This is a genomic window from Pseudomonas sp. GV085 (assembly GCF_003050925.1).
GTDB lineage: Bacteria > Pseudomonadota > Gammaproteobacteria > Pseudomonadales > Pseudomonadaceae > Aquipseudomonas.
Genome location: NZ_QAOV01000012.1, coordinates 182,988 through 205,901 on the forward strand (window position 1 = coordinate 182,988; position 22,914 = coordinate 205,901).

At 59.8% G+C, this 22,914-nt stretch carries 20 protein-coding genes; 13 read left to right on the plus strand and 7 right to left on the minus strand.

All coding sequences use genetic code 11. The features are described 5' to 3' along the window. Nucleotides 1-96 precede the first annotated feature (96 nt). From C8K63_RS23485 to C8K63_RS23500, 4 genes are all read right to left on the minus strand, one after another. Entirely contained in the window at nucleotides 97-1,104 is a 1,008-nt protein-coding gene (locus C8K63_RS23485; RefSeq protein WP_108218852.1) for an AraC family transcriptional regulator, read from the minus strand. Nucleotides 1,105-1,224: 120 nt separating this feature from the next. Then, the gene (locus C8K63_RS23490; RefSeq protein WP_108218853.1) at nucleotides 1,225-2,229 is read right to left on the minus strand and encodes an asparaginase; all 1,005 of its coding nucleotides are present in this window, start codon (nucleotides 2,227-2,229) and stop codon (nucleotides 1,225-1,227) included. 140 nt (nucleotides 2,230-2,369) lie between these two features. Beyond that, entirely contained in the window at nucleotides 2,370-3,815 is a 1,446-nt protein-coding gene (locus tag C8K63_RS23495; protein ID WP_108218854.1) for a sodium:alanine symporter family protein, read from the minus strand. A gap of 492 nt (nucleotides 3,816-4,307) precedes the next feature. Further along, nucleotides 4,308-5,732, minus strand: a complete 1,425-nt coding sequence (locus tag C8K63_RS23500; protein WP_108218855.1) for an aspartate ammonia-lyase — start codon at nucleotides 5,730-5,732, stop codon at nucleotides 4,308-4,310. A gap of 180 nt (nucleotides 5,733-5,912) precedes the next feature. Here C8K63_RS23500 and C8K63_RS23505 point away from each other — a divergent pair, with 180 nt between their 5' ends. Continuing rightward, on the plus strand, nucleotides 5,913-6,824 hold the full coding sequence (locus C8K63_RS23505) for a LysR substrate-binding domain-containing protein (RefSeq protein ID WP_108218856.1): 912 nt from the start codon (nucleotides 5,913-5,915) through the stop codon (nucleotides 6,822-6,824). Nucleotides 6,825-6,860: 36 nt separating this feature from the next. Here the strand turns inward: C8K63_RS23505 and C8K63_RS23510 are convergent, their stop codons facing one another. Then, nucleotides 6,861-7,430 (minus strand): reprolysin-like metallopeptidase, encoded by a 570-nt coding sequence (locus C8K63_RS23510; RefSeq protein WP_108218857.1) that lies wholly within the window; start codon nucleotides 7,428-7,430, stop codon nucleotides 6,861-6,863. 415 nt (nucleotides 7,431-7,845) lie between these two features. Here C8K63_RS23510 and purE point away from each other — a divergent pair, with 415 nt between their 5' ends. From purE to C8K63_RS23530, 4 genes are all read left to right on the plus strand, one after another. Continuing rightward, the gene (gene purE, locus C8K63_RS23515) at nucleotides 7,846-8,337 is read left to right on the plus strand and encodes a 5-(carboxyamino)imidazole ribonucleotide mutase (RefSeq protein WP_046038893.1); all 492 of its coding nucleotides are present in this window, start codon (nucleotides 7,846-7,848) and stop codon (nucleotides 8,335-8,337) included. Between the two features lie 11 nt (nucleotides 8,338-8,348). Then, a complete protein-coding gene (locus C8K63_RS23520; RefSeq protein ID WP_108218858.1) occupies nucleotides 8,349-9,431 on the plus strand; it encodes a 5-(carboxyamino)imidazole ribonucleotide synthase in 1,083 nt (360 codons plus the stop codon). A 111-nt stretch (nucleotides 9,432-9,542) separates the two neighbouring features. Next, entirely contained in the window at nucleotides 9,543-9,788 is a 246-nt protein-coding gene (locus C8K63_RS23525; protein ID WP_008018299.1) for a GlsB/YeaQ/YmgE family stress response membrane protein, read from the plus strand. A gap of 87 nt (nucleotides 9,789-9,875) precedes the next feature. Beyond that, nucleotides 9,876-10,412, plus strand: a complete 537-nt coding sequence (locus C8K63_RS23530; RefSeq protein WP_108218882.1) for a DUF3299 domain-containing protein — start codon at nucleotides 9,876-9,878, stop codon at nucleotides 10,410-10,412. A gap of 132 nt (nucleotides 10,413-10,544) precedes the next feature. On the opposite strand, the gene C8K63_RS23535 is transcribed toward C8K63_RS23530, so the two are convergent. Continuing rightward, nucleotides 10,545-11,444, minus strand: a complete 900-nt coding sequence (locus C8K63_RS23535; protein ID WP_108218859.1) for a D-hexose-6-phosphate mutarotase — start codon at nucleotides 11,442-11,444, stop codon at nucleotides 10,545-10,547. A 57-nt stretch (nucleotides 11,445-11,501) separates the two neighbouring features. Beyond that, entirely contained in the window at nucleotides 11,502-11,906 is a 405-nt protein-coding gene (locus C8K63_RS23540; protein WP_007942704.1) for an acyl-CoA thioesterase, read from the minus strand. Between the two features lie 364 nt (nucleotides 11,907-12,270). Here C8K63_RS23540 and C8K63_RS23545 point away from each other — a divergent pair, with 364 nt between their 5' ends. From C8K63_RS23545 to C8K63_RS23580, 8 genes are all read left to right on the plus strand, one after another. Further along, the gene (locus C8K63_RS23545; protein WP_108218860.1) at nucleotides 12,271-13,569 is read left to right on the plus strand and encodes an MFS transporter; all 1,299 of its coding nucleotides are present in this window, start codon (nucleotides 12,271-12,273) and stop codon (nucleotides 13,567-13,569) included. A 180-nt stretch (nucleotides 13,570-13,749) separates the two neighbouring features. After that, on the plus strand, nucleotides 13,750-14,751 hold the full coding sequence (locus C8K63_RS23550; RefSeq protein WP_108218861.1) for a phosphate ABC transporter substrate-binding protein PstS: 1,002 nt from the start codon (nucleotides 13,750-13,752) through the stop codon (nucleotides 14,749-14,751). Nucleotides 14,752-15,163: 412 nt separating this feature from the next. Then, a complete protein-coding gene (locus C8K63_RS23555; protein WP_177413294.1) occupies nucleotides 15,164-17,197 on the plus strand; it encodes an ABC transporter permease subunit in 2,034 nt (677 codons plus the stop codon). 15 nt (nucleotides 17,198-17,212) lie between these two features. Further along, nucleotides 17,213-18,883, plus strand: coding sequence for a phosphate ABC transporter permease PstA (pstA, locus tag C8K63_RS23560; protein ID WP_108218863.1), 1,671 nt, complete (start codon nucleotides 17,213-17,215; stop codon nucleotides 18,881-18,883). A gap of 163 nt (nucleotides 18,884-19,046) precedes the next feature. Next, on the plus strand, nucleotides 19,047-19,880 hold the full coding sequence (gene pstB / locus C8K63_RS23565) for a phosphate ABC transporter ATP-binding protein PstB (protein WP_007971742.1): 834 nt from the start codon (nucleotides 19,047-19,049) through the stop codon (nucleotides 19,878-19,880). A 111-nt stretch (nucleotides 19,881-19,991) separates the two neighbouring features. After that, nucleotides 19,992-20,753, plus strand: coding sequence for a phosphate signaling complex protein PhoU (phoU, locus tag C8K63_RS23570; protein WP_007992846.1), 762 nt, complete (start codon nucleotides 19,992-19,994; stop codon nucleotides 20,751-20,753). Between the two features lie 167 nt (nucleotides 20,754-20,920). Next, complete coding sequence (locus C8K63_RS23575; protein WP_108218864.1) at nucleotides 20,921-21,823, plus strand: response regulator; 903 nt, start codon at nucleotides 20,921-20,923, stop codon at nucleotides 21,821-21,823. A gap of 89 nt (nucleotides 21,824-21,912) precedes the next feature. Continuing rightward, a complete protein-coding gene (locus C8K63_RS23580) occupies nucleotides 21,913-22,809 on the plus strand; it encodes a peptidoglycan DD-metalloendopeptidase family protein (RefSeq protein ID WP_108218865.1) in 897 nt (298 codons plus the stop codon). Nucleotides 22,810-22,914: the final 105 nt, after the last annotated feature.

Below are 22,914 nucleotides of genomic sequence, written 5' to 3' on the forward strand. Positions count from 1 at the left end.
TACACACCCTGTAGGAGCTGGCTTGCCAGTGAAGGCGGTATTTCAGCCGATAGAGATGCGTCGGATGTGCTGTCCTCTTCGCTGGCAAGCCAGCTCCTACCAAGGCCTGTGTTGTGGGCGGAACTGACTCGGCGCCACACCGCTCCAGCGCACAAACGCATGCCGAAAACTCGCGGTCTCGCTGAAGCCCAGGGCCTCGGCGATCTGATAGATCGGCAACTGATCCTCGCAAAGCATTTGCTTGGCCTGCTCGAAACGCAGTTCGTCGAGCAGTTCCTGATAGCTGCAACCCATGTCCTTGAGATGCCGGCGCAAGGTCCGCGCCGAACAGTTCATTTGCTCGGCCAGCCCCTCCAACCCCGGCGCCGCATTCAATTGCGCGCTGAGCAATTGGCGGATCCGTCCCAGCCAGGCCTGGCGTCCGGTGAACTCGATGTTCTGTTTGCGGCAGCGTTCGGCCATGGCCTGGTGGGTGATGATATCGGCCAGCGGCAGTGGCTGGTCGAGCCAGCGTTTGTCGAAGGCAAAAGCATTGTTGCGGGCGCCGAAGTGCACCGGGCAATTGAAGTGTTCGGCGTAGGTCGCTTCGTAGTCGGGGGCGGCGTGTTCAAAGCGGGCGCCGAGCAAAGGCAGGGGATGGCCGAGCAGGTCGTCGCAGGTGACTTTCAGCGACACCAGGCAGAATTCGGCGTTGAACACCGCCATGGCGGGGCTCTCGCGGTAATCGGCGGCGGCGAACCAGATGCGCTCGCCATCGTCTTCAAGGCTCAACTCGAAAAGTGTTCCCAGCAGCGCCGGATAGCGCATCGCCAGACGCAAAGCGTCACCGAAGGTGGCACTGGTGAGCAGGGCGTAACCGAGCATGCCGTAGCAGGAAACGTGCATCCGCCGGCCCAGTTCCAGGCCGATGTCACGTTTGAGGGCAACGGCGTTGGCACAGACCTGCATTTCCTGATTGGTGGTGATGCACGTGTCGGCACGGTTCAGATCCGCCGCACTTATGCCGCTGCCGGCCAGCAGCGCTTCGCTGGACAAGCCTTGTGCCTTGAAGGCATCGAGTACCAGGGAGACTGCGTTGAGCGTGGTGAGGTGGGAGTGGAGCATGAGGACTTCCAGCCTTGGGATGGCTGGAACGCAGCAAGTTGTATGCCGGGCGAGGATCTTAAGGTGGGAGCGAGCAAGTCGAATCGTCGCACCGCCGCTCCCACAGGGTTATGTGTTGATTCAGCTCAGCTCGCCGCACAAGTCGAGTTCGACAAGTCGACGGACTTCTTCTGTCTCAAGCCCCGCCCCCAACAACCCATGCAACTTGCCGAACGCCGCTTCACGGGTCATGCCGCCACCGGACAACACGCCCACACCGCGCAAGCGACTGCCGGCTTCATAGACGTCCAGTACAACACCGCCTTCATGGCACTGCGTCACCGCGACCACGACCACGCCGTTGTCCCGCGCGCGCCCAAGGCTGGCGAGAAACCCGGGGTTGTCGCTCGGGCCGGTGCCGCTGCCGTAGCACTCCAGCACCAGGCCTTGAATGCCACTGTCGAGCAAACCATCCAGCACCTCGGCGCTGATGCCGGGGAACAGCGGCAGTACCGCGACGTTCGCCAATTGTTTGGGCTGGTTGTAATTCAGCTGTGTTGGTAAAGAAGGCACCTTCACGCCACCGCCCTGACGCTCCAGGCGCTTGAACGGATGCCGGCCAAAACTGCGTACCTTCGCGCAACGGGTTGGGTCAAGCAGTTCGCCATGGAAATACAGATGCACGCCCGGCGCGAGGCCCTGGCCCAGTGCAACCAGCGCGCCGCCGAGGTTTTCCCAGGCGTCGCTGTCGGTGACGCCGGCCGGCAGCATCGAACCGGTGAAGCACACGCGGGCATGCAGGCCGAGCAACTGGAAACTCATGGCGGCGGCGCTGTAGGCCAGAGTGTCGGTGCCATGCAGGATCAGCACGCTGTCGCAGCCCTGAACATCCACCGCGTCGACCACCGCTTCGCGCAGTTGTTGCCAATACGCCGGGGTCATGTTGGCGCTGTCGATCAACGGCGACATTTCGCGAAAGCGCCATTGCGGCACCACCAGCTCAGGCTGGCTGTGCAGATACTCACGCATCCGCGCTTCGAAACCGGACGCCGGGGCCAGGCCATGGGCGCTGGCCTGCATGCCGATGGTGCCACCGGTGTAGAGCACCATGACGTGCTGGGCGGCAGGGTAGGTCGAGGAATTCATGGGAATCTCCGAAATCGATGACTTCCTTGTGGGAGCGAGCCTGCCAGCGATAGCGGTGTGTCAGTCGACATCAATATTGAATGTCAGTCCGCATTCGCGAGCAGGCTCGCTCCCACATGGGATTTCCGCACTTTAACCGATCAGTGTTGCGCTGCGGTCGCGGCCTTTAGCGTCGCTTCAGCCTGAGCGGCTGGCGGATTGGCCGGCCACGCCTGGCGGTCCAGGTCCAGGTCCGGGAACTTGGCCGAGTCGAACACCGGCGTCTTGATGCCAGCGGCGCGCTGATCATCGTAGTCACGCAGGATGCGCATGCCGACCTTGAACAGCAGGAACAGCGCGATCAGGTTGACGAACGCGAGCATAGTCATGGTGATGTCGGCGAAGGCAAATACGGTGCCGAGGTTTTCGATGGCGCCCCAGAAAATCAGCACCAGTACCAGCGCGCGATAGCCAATCAGCGCCTTGCGGTTTTCACCGATCAAAAAGCGCAGGTTGCTCTCGCCCAGGTAGTAGTTGTAGAGGATCGAGGTGAACACGAACAACGCCAGGGCCACGGAGATGAACATCCGGCCCCAGTCACCGACCACGGCGGCCAACGAGTTCTGGGTCAGGGCAATGCCGTCGCCTTCGAAGCCCGGGGTGTAGAAGCCGGAAAGCAGGATCAGCAGTGCGGTGCAGGTACAGATCACGAAGGTATCGAGGAACACGCTGAACGCCTGGACCACACCTTGTGCCACCGGGTGCTCGACCGCCGCAACTGCCGCCACGTTCGGCGCACTGCCCAGGCCGGCTTCGTTGGCGAACACGCCACGCTTCACGCCCATGACAATGGCGCTGCCGATCAGGCCGCCGAAGGCCTGGTCCAGACCGAAGGCGCTCTTGATGATGGTCATCAGCATGCCCGGCACATGGTCGAACTGCAGCACGATCACGTAGAGGGTCACGCCGATGTACACCAGGGTTTTCACCGGTACCAACAGGTCGGCGACCTTGGCGATGCGCTTGATCCCGCCGATGAACACCAGGCCCAGCAGCACGGCAAGGCCGATGCCGGTGTAGGTGGTGTCGAGGCCGAACGCGTTGTTCAACGAGTGCGTCACAGCGTGGGCTTGCAGGCCGTTGAAGGCGAAGCCGAACGTCACCAGCAGCAAGAACGCCATCAGCATGCCCAGCCAGCGTTTTTGCAGACCGTGCTGGATGTAATAGGACGGGCCGCCACGGAACTGGCCTTCGGAATCGCAGCGCTTGTAGAGCTGGCCGAGGGAACATTCGAAGAAGCTGCTGGACATGCCGACCAGCGCGGTCACCCACATCCAGAACACGGCACCGGGGCCACCGAGGGTCACGGCAATGCCGACGCCGGCGATGTTGCCCGCACCGACGCGGCCGGCAAGGCTGAGCATCAGGGCCTGGAACGAACTGAGTTGCCCGGCGCTGCTTTTGAGGCTGTCGCGGAACACCGCGAACATGTGGAAGAAATGACGCAGTTGAACGAAACGCGAGCGGATCGTGAAGTAGCTACCGAGCCCGACAATGAGCACGATCAGTACTTTCCCTGAGAGGAAGTCGTTAATGACTTCGAGCATGGATTATTCCTCGCTGTTTTTTGTGTAGGCAAATGCTGGCCGGGTAAACACATCGAGTTACACCCGCTGGCGCACGGCACAACAGGCGGGTCAACGTTCGTCCCGGTTTCATATCGCGGGTTTGTTATTAGTTCGGGTTTCGCATGGGTTGAGGCCTCGCTACCGACGACCGCTCACACGAAGAGGGGCGGCACTATACCGATGACGGTGCCGTCCGTCTGCATGGTTGTGGTACGTGTCGTATCACGAAACCTTTGAAACACCTGACGTTATCGGCGTCGGGCTCCTGTAGGAGCGAGCTCGCTCGCGAAAAACTCAAGGGCGCCGTTGGCCATCAGGTTTACGCGTTATCGTTAAACATCTTTCGCGAGCAAGCTCGCTCCTACAAAACAGTTAAAAAAAAGGGCCTGGAGATTGATCTCCAGGCCCTCAAAAGGTGAGAGGTGTCTAGTCCCTCGACCTGGTGAGCGGTGCTACAAATAACGCGTCGGGTTATGCCTTCAGAGGCACCAGGCGCGGAGCAATCATGTTTTCCGGGCGCAGGATGTCGGCGAGCATGGCTTCGTCGAGCAGACCTTCTTCACGCACCAGTTCCAGCACGCCGCGGCCGCTTTCAAGGGCGAGGGCGGCGATGCGGGTGGCATTTTTGTAGCCGATGTACGGGTTCAGCGCAGTGACCAGGCCGATCGAGTGCTCGACCAGTTCACGGCAGCGTGCTTCGTTGGCGGTGATGCCGACGATGCAGTGCTCGCGCAGCATGTCCATGGCGCGTTGCAGCAGGCGGATCGAGTCGAAGATCTTGAAGGCGATCAGCGGCTCCATCACGTTCAGTTGCAACTGGCCGCCTTCGGCCGCGATGGTCAGCGCCAGGTCGTTACCGATGATCTGGAACGCCACCTGGTTGACCGCTTCCGGAATAACCGGGTTGACCTTGCCTGGCATGATCGAACTGCCTGGCTGACGTGCCGGCAGGTTGATCTCGTTGATGCCGGTACGTGGGCCGCTGGACAGCAGGCGCAGGTCGTTGCAAATCTTCGACAGCTTGACCGCGGTACGCTTGAGCATGCCGGAGAACAGCACGAAAGCGCCCATGTCGGAAGTGGCTTCGATCAGGTCGGCGGCCGGTACCAGCGGTTGACCGCTGATCACTGCCAGGCGCTGAACAGCCAGAGCCTGATAACGCGGGTCGGCGTTGATACCGGTACCGATCGCGGTGCCGCCCAGGTTCACTTCAGTCAGCAGTTCCGGGGCCAGCGTCTTCAGACGGGCCAGGTCTTCGCCCATAGTGGTGGCGAACGCACGGAATTCCTGACCCAGGGTCATCGGCACGGCGTCTTGCAGTTGGGTACGACCCATCTTCAGGACGTGGTTGAATTCTTCACCCTTGGCTGCGAATGCCTGAATCAGGCTGTCGAGGCTGGCGAGCAGGGCGTCGTGACCCAGCAACAGACCCAGACGGATCGCCGTTGGATACGCGTCGTTGGTCGACTGCGCCATGTTCACGTCGTCGTTCGGGTGCAGGTACTGGTATTCGCCTTTCTGGTGACCCATGGCCTCCAGTGCGATGTTGGCGATGACTTCGTTGGCATTCATGTTGGTCGAAGTGCCAGCGCCGCCTTGAATCATGTCCACCACGAACTCTTCGTGGAAGTCGCCGCGGATCAAACGTGCACAGGCTTCGCTGATGGCAGCGTGCTTGGCTTCGCTCAGGTGACCCAGTTCACGGTTGGCGTCAGCAGCGGCCTGTTTGACCATGGCCAGGCCGACAACCAGTTTCGGGTAGTGCGAAATCGGAACGCCCGAGAGGCGGAAGTTATTCACCGCTCGCAGGGTCTGGATACCGTAATACGCTTGAGCGGGTACTTCGAGAGCGCCAAGCAGGTCGTTTTCTGTGCGGAATGATGCAGCGGAGGACATGATAGAAATCATCTCAATATGGACCCGGTCTGTGCCGGAACGCTGTGAATGCTAGGCTTGTGCAGAATTTTGGGCCAATGCTGTTAAACACTAGCCTATGCACATTCGGCATAATGCCCGTGTGACGCCGTGTTGTCGGCAGGCGTATGACCTAAATTGGTGCATCTCCGGGAGGGCGTGATGAATCTGGAAAGCAAATGGCTGGAGGACTTTAGTGCCCTGGCCGCCACCCGCAGTTTCTCTCAGGCAGCCGAGCGGCGTTTCGTGACGCAACCGGCATTCAGTCGGCGAATCCGTAGCCTTGAGGCCGCGCTCGGTCTGACTCTGGTCAACCGTTCCCGAACGCCGGTGGAACTGACGGCAGCAGGGCAATTGTTTCTGGTTACCGCGCGCACCGTGGTCGAGCAACTGGGCGAAGTGCTGCGCCATCTGCATCACCTGGAAGGTGGGCAGGGCGAAGTGATGCAGGTCGCGGCGGCGCATTCCCTGGCGCTTGGTTTCTTTCCGCGCTGGATCGCGCAATTGCGCAACGAAGGCTTGAACATCGCCACGCGGCTGGTGGCAACCAACGTCGGCGACGCCGTGCATGCGTTGCGCGAAGGCGGTTGCGATCTGATGCTGGCGTTCTACGACCCGGACGCCGCGATGCAGATGGACCCGGAAATCTTCCCCTCGCTGCACCTTGGCCACACCGAGATGCTGCCGGTGTGTGCCGCCGACGCCAATGGCAAACCGCTGTTCGATCTGGAAGGCGAAGGCAGCGTGCCGTTGCTGGCGTACAGCGCCGGGGCCTTTCTCGGGCGTTCGGTGAACTTGCTGCTGCGTCAACGAGCGCTGCGCTTCACCACGATCTACGAAACCGCCATGGCCGACAGCCTGAAAAGCATGGCCCTGGAGGGCCTGGGCATCGCCTGGGTGCCGCAACTGAGTGTGCGCGCCGAACTGGCGCGCGGTGAACTGGTGGTCTGCGGCGGGCCGCAGTGGCATGTGCCGCTGGAGATTCGTCTGTACCGCTGTGCGCTGGTGCGCAAGGCCAACGTGCGATTGTTGTGGCGCAAGTTGGAGGGTGGGGCGGCCGGCTCGGCTTCATGAGACTGTTTGTGGTAACTACCGCACGGCAGACTGAACTTATGAAAAGCGATTTAGATATTCGCGAATATTTTTCCTGTTCTTGTCGCTGAAGCGGTAAACGTTTCCACGAGCAAGAGAAAACTCATCGACAAGCATGATTGTGTCGTGCCACCAGCCGTCATAGACAACTTCACTGTCTTCGTGGGTCGCGCCAAACATATGGCCTATTTCATGTGCGGGCGTTCGGTAAGAGCCGATCGACGCGATTGCGCAATGACCTTCGATCATGGCAAATCCGCCTGTCCACCCGAGAACGCCGCCGAGCTGTTCGTTGATGTTGTTTCGGGTCAGCAAGAGAAACTTGGTGATATTCGCTTCATCACGGTCCCTGTATAAAATTTTTGAATACAAGTCGTGTAACAGATCTCTCCAGCCTTGCAATGCGGCCGCATTATTCTCATTCCTGTAGTTATATCCGGCCATATTTGGAGCTTCGTCATGGTGGTACATTAAAATCAGGACTTCACGTCCCGAGATGAGTTTGAGTTCGGTTTTAAGCCACGCAAAATAATCGGCGTATAATTTGTTTTTTTGATAACCCTGTAGGTCGCTGTGAATGATGACCATTATGGCGATGGTTTTTTCATATCTGTTGAACTCCCTATTTAATTTAAAGTTTCCTACCGTTTGAGGCTAAATTTTTCACAGATTTTTAACCGCTTATAGTTTGTTTTTTAATATTTATAATCTCAATAATCCGGCAACTAATGATGATAAAAGTCGCGAAATTCATTGAAGTAAGAAATCAAGCACTTCGTGACATGCCGGAATCTAATGCTTGACTTGATAGTCAAGAAGCATGGATTTCTCGATGGCATGACAGATGGTCGCAACAGGGGCTGTTTATCTGCCTCATTGAGGTATACTGCGCGGCCTTCGGCCGGTTACGACCGGCCATAATTCGTACAATCAAGCCACGCATTCTGCGTGGCTTGTTGTTTTTTGATGCGCCTGCGGGCGCCCAGAGAGAAGAGGCACGACGATGAGTGCACTGGTTGGCGTGATCATGGGCTCCAAGTCCGATTGGTCCACCCTTAGCCACACCGCCGATATGCTGGAAAAGCTCGGCATCCCCTACGAGGTGAAAGTGGTTTCTGCCCACCGCACCCCGGACCTGCTGTTTCAGTACGCCGAAGAGGCCGAAGCACGGGGCATCGAGGTGATCATCGCCGGTGCCGGTGGCGCGGCTCACTTGCCAGGCATGTGTGCGGCCAAGACCCACTTGCCGGTGTTGGGCGTACCCGTGCAGTCCGCCATGCTTTCGGGCGTTGATTCGCTGCTCTCCATTGTGCAGATGCCAGCAGGCATTCCGGTTGCCACTCTGGCCATCGGCAAGGCGGGTGCGATCAACGCAGCGCTGTTGTCGGCGAGTATCCTGGGCGCCAAGCACCCGCAGTTCCACGCGGTGCTGAAAACTTTCCGTGCTGAGCAGACAGACAGCGTCCTGGACAATCCAGACCCACGCATCGCCTGAGGTTGTTGACGATGAAGATCGGTGTAATCGGTGGCGGCCAACTGGGTCGCATGTTGGCGCTGGCGGGCACTCCGCTGGGCATGAACTTCGCTTTTCTGGACCCTGCGCCGGATGCCTGCGCAGCCGCGTTGGGCGAACACCTGCGAGCCGATTACGGCGATCAGGATCACCTGCGTCAGCTGGCCGATGAAGTCGATCTGGTGACCTTCGAGTTCGAAAGCGTTCCGGCCGAGACCGTGGCTTTCCTTTCGCAATTCGTCCCGGTCTACCCGAGCGCTGAAGCCCTGCGCATCGCCCGCGATCGCTGGTTCGAGAAGAGCATGTTCAAGGATCTGGGGATTCCTACCCCGGCGTTCGCCGACATCCAGTCCCAGGCCGACCTGGACGCCGCCGTGGCTTCCATCGGTCTGCCGGCGGTGCTGAAAACCCGTACTTTGGGTTACGACGGCAAGGGCCAGAAAGTCCTGCGCACCCCTGAAGATGTGGTTGGCACCTTCGCCGAACTGGGCAGCGTGGCCTGTCTGCTGGAAGGCTTCGTGCCGTTCACCGGTGAAGTCTCGCTGATCGCCGTGCGCGCCCGTGACGGTGAAACCCGCTTCTATCCGCTGGTGCACAACACCCATGACAGCGGCATCCTCAAGCTGTCCGTGGCCAGCACCGATCACCCGTTGCAAGCCCTGGCCGAAGACTACTCCAGCCGTGTGCTCAAGCAGCTGGATTATGTTGGCGTGATGGCGTTCGAGTTCTTTGAAGTCGACGGTGGCCTCAAGGCCAACGAAATCGCCCCGCGCGTGCACAACTCCGGGCACTGGACCACCGAGGGCGCTGAGTGCAGCCAGTTCGAAAACCACCTGCGGGCCGTCGCCGGTCTGCCGTTGGGTTCGACGGCCAAGGTCGGCGAAAGCGCGATGCTCAACTTCATCGGCAAAGTGCCGGACACCGAGAAGGTCTTGGCTATCGCCGATTGCCATCTGCATCACTATGGCAAGGCCTTCAAGGTCGGCCGCAAGGTCGGTCACGCCAACCTGCGTTGTGCGGATCGCGAAACGCTGACTGCGCAGATCCTCAAGGTCGAAGCGCTGATCGCCGAATAGTTTCATGTGGCAGCGGCGGAACCATTCAGGGACCGCCGTTCTCTCATGGCAGGATGCTGAAGTCTGACTAGGCTTTGGCTGGGTGTCCTGTATCAATCAGAGGGAAATGCCATGGGAATTATCGGAACCATCTTTATCGGCTTGATCGTCGGCCTGCTGGCGCGGTTTCTGAAACCGGGTGATGACAGCATGGGTTGGATCATGACCATCCTGCTCGGTATTGGCGGTTCGCTGGCGGCGACTTATGGCGGCCAGGCTCTGGGCATTTATCAGGCTGGCCAAGGTGCAGGCTTTATCGGTGCGTTGGTTGGCGCGGTCATCCTGCTGGTGATCTACGGCCTGGTCAAAAAGAACTGAGCCAAGCGACAAAGTCCTCTCGGCGGCACAAGCCGGGAGGGCTAGAATGCTCGGCGTTTCCTGTTCTTCCCTTTGGCGAGCACCTTCATGCGCTGTCTTTTGTTGACTCTTGTTTTACTGGGTTCGGGCCTTGCCCATGCCGGCGAACTGCCGGAAACCGACTGGCTTGAATTGATGCCCAAGTCGGACCAGAAGGCCCTCGAGGCCATGCCTGAAATCGACCACAACTCCCCTGAAGCCAATGGCACTTTCACCGACAAAGGTGGGATGAAGCAGGCCAAAGGCTTGCCGGCGGTGATGTACTCGACCAAGACCGTTGCGTCGATGAACGACAAGAACATCCGCATCGGTGGTTATCCGGTGCCGCTGGAGTCCGATGCCAAGGGCCGCAGTACGCTGTTCTTCCTGGTGCCGTACCCGGGCGCGTGCATCCATGTGCCACCTCCGCCGCCCAACCAGCTGGTGCTGGTGCGCTATCCAAAGGGCCTGAAGCTGAACGATATCTACACGCCGCTGTGGGTCACCGGCACGCTGAAAGTCGAGAAGGTCAGCAATGACCTGGCCGATGCGGCGTATGCGCTGGATGCGCAGAAGGTGCGGGTGGTGGAAGAGTCGGATCTGTAACAACTGCACCAAACCCCTGTAGGAGCGAGCTTGCTCGCGATGGAGGCTAACGATAACGCGTGTTATCTGGATACGCGTTGTCCTCACGTTTTTCGCGAGCAAGCTCGCTCCTACAGGGGGTTATGGCGCTGATTAGAGCGGCTTGCTACCGACGCTCACGCCTAGCGTATGGCTGGCCCCTGGTTTCAGATTCACCACATCGCCCATCACGTTCGCCGTCTCGATGCACAGCATGCGCTGCCAGCCGTCGTCGGCCATGTCGCTGAACGCGGCGGCGCGGTCGATCCACGGGTTCCAGATCACCGTCGTGCGAGAGCCGGTGCTGGTCAGTACGATGCGTCGCTCCCAGGCAGGATCGACGATGCTCAACTGCGGCGGGGTGTCGAGGTAGATGCGATCGGTCTCGCCGGTAAAACGCAGATCACCGGTCTGGGGGACGGTTTTCCAGTTGTCCAGGGTTTCGATGTAGTTGAGGCCGTCCACGCCTTCGACATGCACGTCGCGCACATCGCTGACGGCAAAGTAACTGTGCAGAGCCTGGCTGATGCTGACGGTATCAGTGCCCCGGTTGTGGCTGGTCAGCTGGATGTGCAATTGCTCGTCGAGGCGAATGCTCAGCGTCAAATCCACTTGGTGCGGCCAGCCGGGAAAGCCGCCTTCGGGGTAGGGCAGGACGAATTCGACTTTCAGGCTTTCGCCTTCGGCTTCTATGCCGCCCAACTCCCAATCCATCGCTCGCACGAAGCCGTGAGCCGACGGCGCTTCATTGCTGGTGCGCATCGCCTGAACGCTTTGCGGGTTGCGCGCAAAGTTGCCGAACCACGGCCAGCACACCGGCACGCCGGCACGGATGCTCTTGCCGGTCTTGAACACGGCCTCGTCGTTGAGCCAGATCAGCGGCGGCTGGCCGGCCAATTGATAGCTGAGGATGTGTGCGCCTTGCTGGGCCACCAGTAATTCGGCCTGACCGTGGCGGATGCGCCAGCAGTTCAGTTCATTCAGTTTTACGGCTTCAACATTGGGCGTGCTCATGGGACAGCTCTCGATCAGTAACGTGGACGACTATCGACCGCAAAACGGCTGCCAGGTTTAGCGAGCCCGAGGCGGAACCGAACGGGTGCGACCGCTGCCGTCGATGGCAACGAACACAAACACCGCTTCGGTTACTTTACGCCACTCGCTGGACAGCGGATCGTCGCTCCAGACCTCGACCATCATCTTGATCGAGCTGCGGCCGATTTCCAGGGCCTGGGTATAAAAGGAGAGCTGCGCGCCCACCGCCACCGGAACCAGAAAGGCCATGCGGTCGATCGCGACGGTGGCAACGCGTCCGCCAGCGACCTTGCTGGCCATAGCGGTGCCCGCCAAATCCATCTGCGCCACCAGCCAGCCGCCGAAAATATCGCCGAAGCCGTTGGTTTCGCGAGGAAGCGCGGTGATTTGCAGGGCCAGGTCGCCTTGCGGGATCGGATCTTCTTGTTCGAGCTCTATCATTCCGGGGGTGCCTCTGACCCGTGACTCTTCGTTGGTATTGCTGGTGGTAGCCGTCTTCGGGAAAAACGATTCAGCACCGAACATACTACGTTCGTCACGTTTTCCATAAGGCGCCTAAAGGGAAACTCTGCGAAATCGCCTATGAACCTGACAGGCGTTTTCGCACAGCAACCCCTGAAAAACCGGAGCAAGACTGCGAGTATATCGGTCGGTAGACTCCGCGACGACCGTCCGGTTCTCATTTTGACCGTCAAAAATGCACCTCTATGTGCTTTTTCGAACAATTTGCTATCGTGCCGGACCTGCCCAAACCTCCGCCAGCGTCGTTGAGGTTGCAGATCCGACTATAAGAGAAGCCCTTGCCATGACAACAGCGCCCTCGAGCATCGCGCAGCCAGACCAACCCGCCCGCCCGCTGACCCGCAACGACTACAAGACTCTATCGCTGTCTGCCCTGGGCGGCGCGCTGGAGTTCTACGACTTCATCATCTTCGTGTTCTTCGCCACTGTGGTGGGCAAGCTGTTCTTCCCGGCGGACATGCCCGAGTGGCTACGCCTGATGCAGACCTTCGGCATCTTCGCCGCTGGGTACCTGGCACGGCCACTGGGTGGCATCGTGATGGCGCACTTCGGCGACCTGCTGGGTCGCAAGAAAATGTTCACGCTGAGCATTTTCATGATGGCCGTCCCGACCTTGATCATGGGTTTGCTGCCGACTTATGCGCAGATCGGCATGTGGGCACCGATCCTGTTGCTGTTGATGCGGGTGATCCAGGGCGCGGCCATTGGCGGTGAAGTGCCGGGGGCGTGGGTCTTCGTTTCCGAACACGTTCCGCAACGGCATGTCGGCTACGCCTGCGGCACCCTGACCAGCGGTCTGACGGCCGGCATTTTGCTCGGCTCGCTGGTCGCCACGGCGATCAACAGCATCTACACCGCGGTGGAAGTAGCGGATTACGCCTGGCGGATTCCGTTCCTGCTTGGCGGTGTGTTTGGTTTGTTCTCGGTGTACCTGCGTCGCTGGTTGCACGAAACCCCAGTGTTTGCCGAGCTGCAACTGCGCAAGGCCCTGGCCGAAGAGGTGCCGCTGCGGGCGGTGCTGCGTGACCATCGTGGTGCGATCGCCATTTCAATGTTGCTGACCTGGCTGCTGTCTGCCGCCATCGTGGTGCTGATCCTGATGACCCCGACTGTGTTGCAGACGGTCTATCACGTCTCGCCAACCACGTCCCTGCAGGCGAACAGCGTGGCGATCGTATTCCTGAGCTTTGGCTGCATCATTGCCGGCGCACTGGCCGATCGCTTCGGTGCGGGACGAGTCTTCGTGATCGGCTGTACCGCGTTGCTGGCCAGCTCCTGGACCTTCTACCACAGCCTGGCTGACCATCCCGACTGGCTGTTCCCGATGTATGCCCTGACCGGTCTGCTGGTCGGCACCATCGGTGCGGTGCCGTATGTGATGGTCAAGGCCTTCCCGCCAGTGGTGCGTTTCAGCGGTCTGTCGTTCTCGTACAACGTCGCCTACGCGATTTTCGGTGGTCTGACGCCGATGATCGTCAGCCTGTTGCTCAAGGAAAGTGCGATGGGGCCTGCTTACTATGTGGCGGTGCTGTGTGGGGTGGGGATATTGGTGGGTGCCTGGTTGTGGAAGAAGGGTCGGTAATTATCGGCTGCGATCTTGGCGGTCTGCGCAATTCCAACATCTACGGTTACAGCTGAAAGGTCAGTCTCCTGATCGGGATAATGGCCTTTCATCCAATTGTCATATTTCAGCCATAGAGTGTTCACACGGCCTGCTGATACTTGGCCCCGAATAACACACCCTATCTGCTAGGAGTAAGGCATGAAACTGAAGCGTTTGATGGCGGCAATGACTTTTGTCGCTGCTGGCGTTGCGACTGCCAACGCGGTTGCCGCTGTTGACCCTGCTATCCCGAGCTACACCAAGACCACTGGTGTGTCGGGCAACCTGTCCAGCGTTGGTTCCGACACCCTGGCCAACCTCATGACCCTCTGGGCCGAGAACTACAAAAAAGAATACCCGAACGTAAACATCCAGATTCAGGCCGCTGGTTCCGCCACTGCGCCACCTGCGCTGACTGAAGGCACCTCCAACCTGGGCCCGATGAGCCGCAAGATGAAGGACACCGAACTGGCTGCCTTCGAGCAGAAGTACGGCTACAAGCCAACCGCTATCCCGGTTGCCGTGGACGCCCTGGCTGTATTCGTACACAAGGACAACCCGATCCAGCACCTGACCATGGAACAAGTTGACGCGATCTTCTCGTCCACTCGTCTGTGCGGCGCTAAAGCCGACGTGAAAACCTGGGGCGATCTGGGCGTGACCGGCGACCTGGCCAACAAGCCGGTTCAACTGTTCGGTCGTAACTCGGTATCGGGCACCTACGGCTACTTCAAGGAAGAAGCCCTGTGCAAAGGCGACTACAAGCCTAACGTGAACGAACAACCAGGTTCGGCTTCGGTCGTGCAGTCGATCAGCTCCTCGCTGAACGGCATCGGTTACTCGGGCATCGGCTACAAGACCGCTAGTGTGAAAACTGTAGCTCTGGCCAAGAAAGGCACCACCGAGTTCATCGAAGACACCGAAGAAAACGCCCTGAACGGCAAGTACCCGCTGTCCCGCTTCCTGTACGTGTACGTCAACAAAGCCCCGAACAAGCCTCTGGCCCCGCTGGAAGCCGAGTTCGTGAAACTGGTCCTGTCGAAACAGGGCCAGGAAGTTGTAGTGAAAGACGGTTACATCCCACTGCCGGCCAAAGTAGCTGCCAAAGCTCTGGCTGATCTGGGTCTGGCGGAAGGCGGCGCTGAAGTCGCAAAAAAGTAACAAATTGAGTCTAGAGTGAATCCCTCTGGACTCAAATGGGGGCGGCAGGAGCCGCCCCCATACACCTCTAATTTTCTATCCGCTGCTGGTTACTGCTAGCGGCGGATTTGTTGCGTCACTGCATTGTCATCTTTCTGTCATACAGGATCGCTAGGGTGTGCGCATGAATGATCTGGCCAATTCCAACATGACTACTAATCCCCCCAAGCGAATTGACTTCAATACGCCTGAGCTGCAACGCAAGCGCCGCATTCGCGCGCTCAAGGATCGCCTGACCCGCTGGTACGTCCTCGTGGGCGGCCTCGCTGTGCTGGGCGCGATCACCTTGATCTTCTTCTTCCTTGCCTACGTCGTCGCGCCCCTGTTCCAGGGTGCCAGCCTGACTGCCAAGGACGCCATTACGCCAGCCTGGATGCAAGACGCCGGCAAGCCGCTGATGATCTCCCTGGAAGAGCAGAACCAGGTGGCGATGCGGGTTTCCGACAAGGGCCAGGCATTGTTCTTCGACATCGACAGTGGCGCTGAATTGAAGCGCGTCGATCTGTTGATCCCGGCCGGCACCACCGTGACCTCCATTGGAGAAGATCAGCCAGGTCATCCGCTGGTGGCCGTGGGTCTGTCCAACGGTCAGGCTCTGGTGTTCCGTCACACCTATAAAGTCAGCTATCCGGAAGGCAAGAAAACCATCACCCCGGCCGTCGAGTACCCGTATGGCGAAGCGCCAATCGCGGTGAACGAAGCCGGCGGTGCACTGGAGCACGTCAGCCTCAACGCCAACGACTCGACCCTGATGCTGGTTGGCGCCACCGGTTCGCAACTCAATGTTCTGTCGCTGACCAGCGAAGAGAACATGATGACCGGCGAAGTCACCAACGAGCAAAAGCGTATCGATCTGCCGCAAATGACCGAGCCGGTGAAGAACATCTTCGTCGACCCGCGTCAGCAGTGGTTGTACGTGGTCAACGGGCGCGCCCAGGCCGACGTGTTCAGCTTGCGCGACAAGAGCCTCAATGGTCGCTACAAACTGCTTGAAGACGGTGAAGCGCAAGTCACCGCCAGCACCCAGCTGGTGGGTGGTATCTCGCTGATCATCGGTGACTCCAAAGGTGGCCTGGCCCAGTGGTTCATGGCACGCGACCCCGATGGCGAGCAACGCCTGAAGCAGATCCGCACCTTCCAGATGGGCACCACGCCGATCGTTGAAATCACTGCCGAAGAACGCCGCAAGGGCTTCATTGCCCTCGACGCTTCCGGCAAACTCGGCGTGTTCCACAGCACTGCTCACCGCACCTTGCTGGTGGAGCCAGTCGCTGAAGGCCAAGGCGTTTTCGGTCTGTCGCCTCGCGCCAACCGCGTGATCGTGGAAGCCGGCGGCAAGTTGCACCCGCTGCTGCTCGACAACCCGCACCCGGAAGTATCGTGGAGCGCACTGTGGAGCAAGGTCTGGTACGAGAACTACGACGAGCCTAAGTACGTCTGGCAATCGACCGCTGCCAACACTGACTTCGAACCCAAACTGAGCCTGTCGCCGCTGACCTTCGGTACCCTGAAAGCCGCGTTCTACGCCATGCTGCTGGCCGCTCCACTGGCCGTTGCCGCTGCGATCTACACTGCGTACTTCATGGCCCCGGGCATGCGCCGCAAGGTCAAGCCGGTGATCGAGCTGATGGAAGCGATGCCGACGGTGATCCTCGGTTTCTTCGCCGGCCTGTTCCTCGCGCCCTATGTGGAAGGGCACTTACCGGGCATCTTCAGCCTGCTGATGCTGCTGCCGATCGGCATTCTGGTCGCCGGTTTCACCTTCAGCCGCCTGCCTGAGTCGATTCGCCTGAAAGTCCCGGATGGCTGGGAAAGTGCGCTGCTGATTCCAGTGATCCTGTTTGTGGGCTGGTTGTCGCTGTACATGAGTCCGTTCATGGAGAACTGGTTCTTCGGCGGCGACATGCGCATGTGGATCTCCCACGACCTGGGTATCACCTACGACCAGCGCAACGCCCTGGTAGTCGGTTTGGCCATGGGCTTCGCGGTCATCCCGAACATCTACTCCATCGCCGAAGACGCCGTGTTCAGCGTGCCTCGCGGCCTGACTCTGGGCTCCCTGGCCCTCGGTGCCACGCCGTGGCAGACCATGACCCGCGTGGTGATCCTCACTGCCAGCCCGGGCATCTTCTCGGCGCTGATGATCGGCATGGGCCGTGCGGTCGGTGAAACCATGATCGTGTTGATGGCCACCGGTAACACCCCGGTCATGGAAATGAACCTGTTCGAAGGCCTGCGCACCCTGGCGGCCAACGTCGCGGTGGAAATGCCCGAATCGGAAGTCGGCGGCAGCCACTACCGCGTGCTGTTCCTCTCGGCGCTGGTGCTGCTGTTGTTCACCTTCGTCATGAACACCCTCGCGGAACTGATTCGTCAGCGTCTGCGCAAGAAATACTCGTCGCTTTAAGAAAGGTAGAAGTCTGTGAAACAGAACTCCCTGAAAGGATGGTTCAAGAGCGGCGCCCCCGGCGTCTGGATCAGCGGTGGCGCGGTGTCCATCGCGGTCATCATGACCATTGGCCTGCTGGCAGTGATTGCCGTGCGCGGTCTGGGTCACTTCTGGCCGGCGGATCTGGTGCATGCCAGTTACGACGTACCGGGCCAGGCCAATCACCTGGTGATCGGCGAAATCGTACAGAAGGAAGAAGTGCCACGTGCCCGTCTGAAGAGCGCCGGCCTGCCGGTGCCTGACGAAGGCCCTGAGTTCATGACCCGCGAGCTGATCAAGGTCGGCAACCGTGACCTGAACGGCAACGACTTCACCTGGATCGTGGGCGAGTGGCTGACCAACCAGACGACGCCGCCGGAGCTGATGGCCATCGAGCGTCGTGAGTGGGGCAACTTCTACGGTTACCTGGTCAACGTCAAACAGGATGGCAAAGTCGTCGCTGAAGGCGAAGCGGCATGGCCTGAGTTGCAGGCCCGTGTCGACCGCGTGAACAAGCTGGCTGCACAGCTCAAGAACCTGGAGAAAACCGACATCGGCGCGATCAACGCCGGTCTCGAGCGCATCCGCTTGCACGGTCGCAAGCTTGAGCTGGACGGCAAACTCGACGCCACCGCACAAGCGGACATGGAATCCGAACGCGCCGAACTCAATGCTCGCTATCAGGATGTCGAAGCGCGCCTGAGCGACTTGCACGCGCAGTTCAACCGCGACAGCCTGACCGCCCGCGATGCGAACGGTAAGGAAATCGAAATCGGCATCGGCAAAGTGGTTCACGCTTATCAGCCGAACGCCATGAGCACGACCACCAAGATCGGTTTCTACTTCAGCAAGGTCTGGGAGTTCCTGAGCGACGACCCGCGTGAAGCGAACACCGAAGGCGGGATCTTTCCGGCCATCTTCGGCACCGTGATGATGACCCTGATCATGGCGATGATCGTGACCCCGTTCGGCGTACTGGCGGCGGTGTACCTGCGTGAATACGCCAAGCAGAACGCACTGACCCGGATTATCCGCATCGCGGTGAACAACCTGGCGGGCGTTCCGGCTATCGTTTACGGCGTGTTCGGCCTGGGTTTCTTCGTCTACGTGCTGGGTGGCTCGCTCGACCGTCTGTTCTTCCCGGAAGCCTTGCCGGCGCCGACCTTCGGCACACCGGGCCTGCTCTGGGCCTCGCTGACCCTGGCGCTGCTGGCAGTGCCGGTGGTGATCGTGGCCACGGAAGAGGGCCTGGCGCGGATTCCTCGCACCGTACGTGAAGGCTCGTTGGCCCTCGGTGCGACCAAGGCGGAAACCTTGTGGAAGATCGTGCTGCCGATGGCCAGCCCGGCCATGATGACCGGCATGATCCTCGCCGTGGCCCGCGCCGCGGGTGAAGTGGCGCCGCTGATGCTGGTGGGTGTGGTGAAACTGGCGCCGTCGCTGCCGGTGGACGGTAACTACCCGTACCTGCACCTGGACCAGAAGATCATGCACCTGGGCTTCCACATCTATGACGTCGGCTTCCAGAGCCCGAACGTCGAAGCCGCACGACCGCTGGTGTACGCCACGGCGCTGCTGCTGGTGCTGGTGATCGCCACGCTGAACCTGTCGGCGGTGTACATCCGTAACCACCTGCGCGAGAAGTACAAGGCGCTGGATAGCTGATAACCCTGTAGGAGCGAACTTGCTCGCGAGGAAGGTACATCCGACACATTTTTTGTGTCTGAACGACCATCGCGAGCAAGCTCGCTCCTACAGAAAGAATTGTGTAACCGCAGGCCAAGGCCAGCGGAAAACGAACCGAATTTGTTAGCACAGGGAGCCTCCCATGCAGCACGAAGCACATACCCACGGCATCAACATGTCGGCGCTGGGTCGCGACAAGCAGAGCCTGAACCTCGAGCAGGAAACCGTGGCTATCGAAGTGCCGGGCCTGAGCCTGTTCTACGGCGAAAAACAAGCGCTGTACGACGTCAGCATGAACATCCCGAAACAGCGCGTGACCGCCTTCATCGGCCCGTCCGGCTGTGGCAAGTCGACGCTGCTGCGGACCTTCAATCGCATGAACGACCTGGTTGACGGCTGCCGCGTTGAAGGCGAGATCAACCTGTACGGCAACAACATCTACCGCAAGGGCGAAGACGTGGCCGAACTGCGTCGTCGCGTCGGCATGGTGTTCCAGAAGCCGAACCCGTTCCCGAAAACCATCTACGAAAATGTGGTTTACGGCCTGCGCATCCAGGGCATCAACAAGAAGCGCGTCCTCGATGAAGCCGTCGAGTGGGCGTTGAAAGGCGCGGCATTGTGGGACGAAGTCAAAGACCGTCTGCACGAGTCGGCACTGGGTCTGTCCGGTGGCCAGCAGCAACGTCTGGTGATCGCCCGCACCATCGCCGTGGAGCCGGAAGTGCTGCTGCTCGACGAACCGTGCTCGGCACTCGACCCGATCTCCACGCTGAAAGTCGAAGAGCTGATCTACGAACTGAAATCCAAGTTCACCATCGTCATCGTGACTCACAACATGCAACAGGCGGCGCGGGTGTCCGACTACACCGCGTTCATGTACATGGGCAAGCTGGTGGAATTCGGTGACACCGATACCCTGTTCACCAATCCGGCGAAGAAGCAGACCGAAGACTACATCACCGGTCGCTACGGCTAGCAGTAGCCACAAGCCGCACGCTTCAAGCGGCAAGTCAGAGCGGTTCGGGTACGACACACATCAGCTTGCAGCTTGTAGCTTGCAGCTCACAGCTTTTGCGGAGCAGACAACATGATTTCTAAGGAAGGCCTTACACACCACATCTCCCAGCAGTTCAACGCCGAACTGGAGGAAGTGCGCAGCCACCTCCTGGCCATGGGCGGACTGGTGGAGAAACAGGTCAACGACGCGGTGACCGCGCTGATCGAGGCCGACTCCGGCCTGGCCCAGCAGGTGCGCGAGATCGACGACCAGATCAACCAGATGGAACGCAACATCGACGAAGAATGCCTGCGCATTCTGGCCCGTCGTCAGCCGGCAGCGTCCGACCTGCGCTTGATCATCAGCATTTCCAAATCGGTGATCGACCTGGAGCGCATCGGTGACGAAGCGACCAAGATCGCCCGTCGCGCCATCCAGCTATGCGAAGAAGGCGAAGCGCCGCGCGGTTACGTCGAGGTGCGCCACATCGGTGACCAGGTGCGCAACATGGTCCGCGATGCACTGGACGCCTTTGCCCGTTTCGACGCCGAGCTGGCGTTGTCGGTGGCGCAGTACGACAAGATCATCGACCGCGAATACAAGACCGCCCTGCGTGAGCTGGCGACCTACATGATGGAAGATCCGCGTTCTATCTCGCGGGTTCTGAGCATTATCTGGGTGCTGCGTTCGCTGGAGCGTATCGGCGATCACGCACGCAATATCTCGGAGCTGGTGATCTACCTGGTGCGCGGCACTGACGTGCGGCACCTGGGTCTCAAGCGCATGAAGGAAGAAGTTGAAGGAACCAGTGGCGAAACCGCTAATGTTCCGGGCAAAACTGACGATAAGTAAGGTTGCCCAAGTAAAGCGCCCGGCCTTTTGGCCGGGCGTTTTTGTTTGCGGCTGACGAAATCGAAAAGCAGCACCCGCGAACGAAAAGTCCGGCGTGACTGAAGGTTTTTGGCAATGTGCCATCAGCAAGGCGGTATGCTGGCCGGGATTTTTTAAAGGGGTGGTGGATGAGTAAGGTCAGTGTGTTGGTCGTGGACGACGCGTCGTTCATTCGTGACCTGGTGAAGAAGTGCCTGCGCAATTATTTCCCGGGCATGCGGATCGAAGACGCGATCAATGGCAGAAAGGCCCAGGCCATGCTGGCCAAGGAAGCATTCGACCTGGTCCTGTGCGACTGGGAGATGCCGGAAATGTCCGGCCTGGAACTGCTGACCTGGTGTCGTGAGCAAGACAACCTCAAAACCATGCCCTTCGTGATGGTGACCAGCCGTGGCGACAAGGAGAACGTTGTCCAGGCGATCCAGGCCGGGGTGTCCGGTTACGTCAGCAAGCCGTTCACCAACGAGCAACTGATCACCAAGGTCAAGCAGGCGCTGCACAAGGTTGGCAAACTCGACGCCTTGATCAACGTAGCCGCGACCAAAACAAGCTCGGCATTCGGTAACGACTCCCTCGCTGCCTTGACCGGTGGCAAGGCACCCGTCGCCACGCCAACAGCCGCACCTGCACCGTCCAAAGGCCTGCTCAACAACCCGCCGGTCAAGACGCCTGCGGCTTCTTCGGCACCTGCCAGCGGCCGTGGCCAGGGTCAACTGCGTTTGCCGAACGGCATCCAGCAATGTGTGATCAAGGCCTTGAGCCTCAAGGAAGCCCTGCTGGTGGTGAAGCGCTCCGAGACCCTGCCGCAGATCCTCGACAGCGCCGTGCTGGACCTGGAGCAGGGCGATAACGCCGAAGTCGCCCGCCTCAACGGCTATCTGCACGCCGTCGTCGCCCACGAACCGAAGCCCGACAGCGACTGGCTGCAACTGACCTTCCGCTTTGTCGATCAGGATGCGCAGAAGCTCGATTACATTTCGCGCCTGATTGCGCGGGGTACGGCGCAGAAGCATTTCATTCCTGGCGCGTGATCTTGTCTCTTTGAAACATCTGCCGACTACCCGGGTCCATTGCAGCTGCTAGGCTCAATCCCAGGCCTCACTCGACAGAATCCTTGCTCATGTTCACGCGCCTGCTGTTTTTATGTGGCCTGTTCATGGTCGCCACCTCGGCCATGGCCATGACCATCTACAAGTCCAAAGACGCTTATGGCGTGGTTTCCTACAGCGACCGCCCCAGCAAAGGCGCCCACGTGTTCGTTTTTCGCGATGGCATGGTCGAGCACCTTGAGCGCCAGGTGCGCCTCATCATCACGAAGAAGAACGGCGTGCACAGCGTGTACGTGCGCAATGATCTGTATGCGCCGGTAGAGGTCGAATTGAGTTTTGCCGGGGTAAAGAACGCCAGCGGTGTGCCGGGCGGGACGATTCGGCGCGTGATACCGCTACGCAGCAGCGTTCGCCTGGCGCAGCTCACGGCGGCTAAAGGTGGAAGGTCCCTCGCGTACGTCCCGAAGTTCAAATACTCCCTGGGCGACCCCTCAGGGCCCATGGTGGGCTATCGGTACCCCTTGCCCTGGCGTGGCGGGCCATTCCGGATCAGCCAGGGCGCCAATGGGCCCTACAGCCACTTCGGGCCCAAGAGCCGATATGCCATAGACATCGCAATGCCTGAGGGCACGCCGATCATTGCCGCGCGAGGCGGAGTGGTGGTGAAAACCGAAAATCGCCAGAGCGGGCGCGGCACTGATGCATCCGGCAATTTCGTGCGGGTGCTGCACGATGACGGGACCATGGGCGTTTACCTGCACCTGAAGAAAGGCTCGGTCTGCGTTCGGGAAGGTCAGCGGGTACAGGTGGGCAGTGCCTTGGCGCTGTCGGGCAACACTGGCAACAGTACCGGGCCGCATTTGCACTTCGTGGTGCAGCGCAATACCGGGCTGGGGCTGGTATCGATTCCGTACCAATTCAATCAACCGGTCGGCGCGCTGCCCAACTTTGCGTTGGGCAAGCAGTGATGAGGTGTCTGAACTGACGCTTTCGCTGGCAAGCCAGCTCCTACAGGAACTGCGCATATCTGTAGGAGCTGGCTTGCCAGCGAAGGCATCAACGCGGTTCAGGCT

What these genes read in the sequence shown, in the direction of transcription:
- C8K63_RS23485 (WP_108218852.1), bottom strand. Translation starts at nt 1,104, where the DNA reads ATGCTCCACTCCCACCTCACCACGCTCAACGCAGTCTCCCTGGTACTC.
- C8K63_RS23490 (WP_108218853.1), bottom strand. Translation starts at nt 2,229, where the DNA reads ATGAATTCCTCGACCTACCCTGCCGCCCAGCACGTCATGGTGCTCTAC.
- C8K63_RS23495 (WP_108218854.1), bottom strand. Translation starts at nt 3,815, where the DNA reads ATGCTCGAAGTCATTAACGACTTCCTCTCAGGGAAAGTACTGATCGTG.
- C8K63_RS23500 (WP_108218855.1), bottom strand. Translation starts at nt 5,732, where the DNA reads ATGTCCTCCGCTGCATCATTCCGCACAGAAAACGACCTGCTTGGCGCT.
- C8K63_RS23505 (WP_108218856.1), top strand. Translation starts at nt 5,913, where the DNA reads ATGAATCTGGAAAGCAAATGGCTGGAGGACTTTAGTGCCCTGGCCGCC.
- C8K63_RS23510 (WP_108218857.1), bottom strand. Translation starts at nt 7,430, where the DNA reads ATGGTCATCATTCACAGCGACCTACAGGGTTATCAAAAAAACAAATTA.
- purE (WP_046038893.1), top strand. Translation starts at nt 7,846, where the DNA reads ATGAGTGCACTGGTTGGCGTGATCATGGGCTCCAAGTCCGATTGGTCC.
- C8K63_RS23520 (WP_108218858.1), top strand. Translation starts at nt 8,349, where the DNA reads ATGAAGATCGGTGTAATCGGTGGCGGCCAACTGGGTCGCATGTTGGCG.
- C8K63_RS23525 (WP_008018299.1), top strand. Translation starts at nt 9,543, where the DNA reads ATGGGAATTATCGGAACCATCTTTATCGGCTTGATCGTCGGCCTGCTG.
- C8K63_RS23530 (WP_108218882.1), top strand. Translation starts at nt 9,876, where the DNA reads ATGCGCTGTCTTTTGTTGACTCTTGTTTTACTGGGTTCGGGCCTTGCC.
- C8K63_RS23535 (WP_108218859.1), bottom strand. Translation starts at nt 11,444, where the DNA reads ATGAGCACGCCCAATGTTGAAGCCGTAAAACTGAATGAACTGAACTGC.
- C8K63_RS23540 (WP_007942704.1), bottom strand. Translation starts at nt 11,906, where the DNA reads ATGATAGAGCTCGAACAAGAAGATCCGATCCCGCAAGGCGACCTGGCC.
- C8K63_RS23545 (WP_108218860.1), top strand. Translation starts at nt 12,271, where the DNA reads ATGACAACAGCGCCCTCGAGCATCGCGCAGCCAGACCAACCCGCCCGC.
- C8K63_RS23550 (WP_108218861.1), top strand. Translation starts at nt 13,750, where the DNA reads ATGAAACTGAAGCGTTTGATGGCGGCAATGACTTTTGTCGCTGCTGGC.
- C8K63_RS23555 (WP_177413294.1), top strand. Translation starts at nt 15,164, where the DNA reads ATGCAAGACGCCGGCAAGCCGCTGATGATCTCCCTGGAAGAGCAGAAC.
- pstB (WP_007971742.1), top strand. Translation starts at nt 19,047, where the DNA reads ATGCAGCACGAAGCACATACCCACGGCATCAACATGTCGGCGCTGGGT.
- phoU (WP_007992846.1), top strand. Translation starts at nt 19,992, where the DNA reads ATGATTTCTAAGGAAGGCCTTACACACCACATCTCCCAGCAGTTCAAC.
- C8K63_RS23575 (WP_108218864.1), top strand. Translation starts at nt 20,921, where the DNA reads ATGAGTAAGGTCAGTGTGTTGGTCGTGGACGACGCGTCGTTCATTCGT.
- C8K63_RS23580 (WP_108218865.1), top strand. Translation starts at nt 21,913, where the DNA reads ATGTTCACGCGCCTGCTGTTTTTATGTGGCCTGTTCATGGTCGCCACC.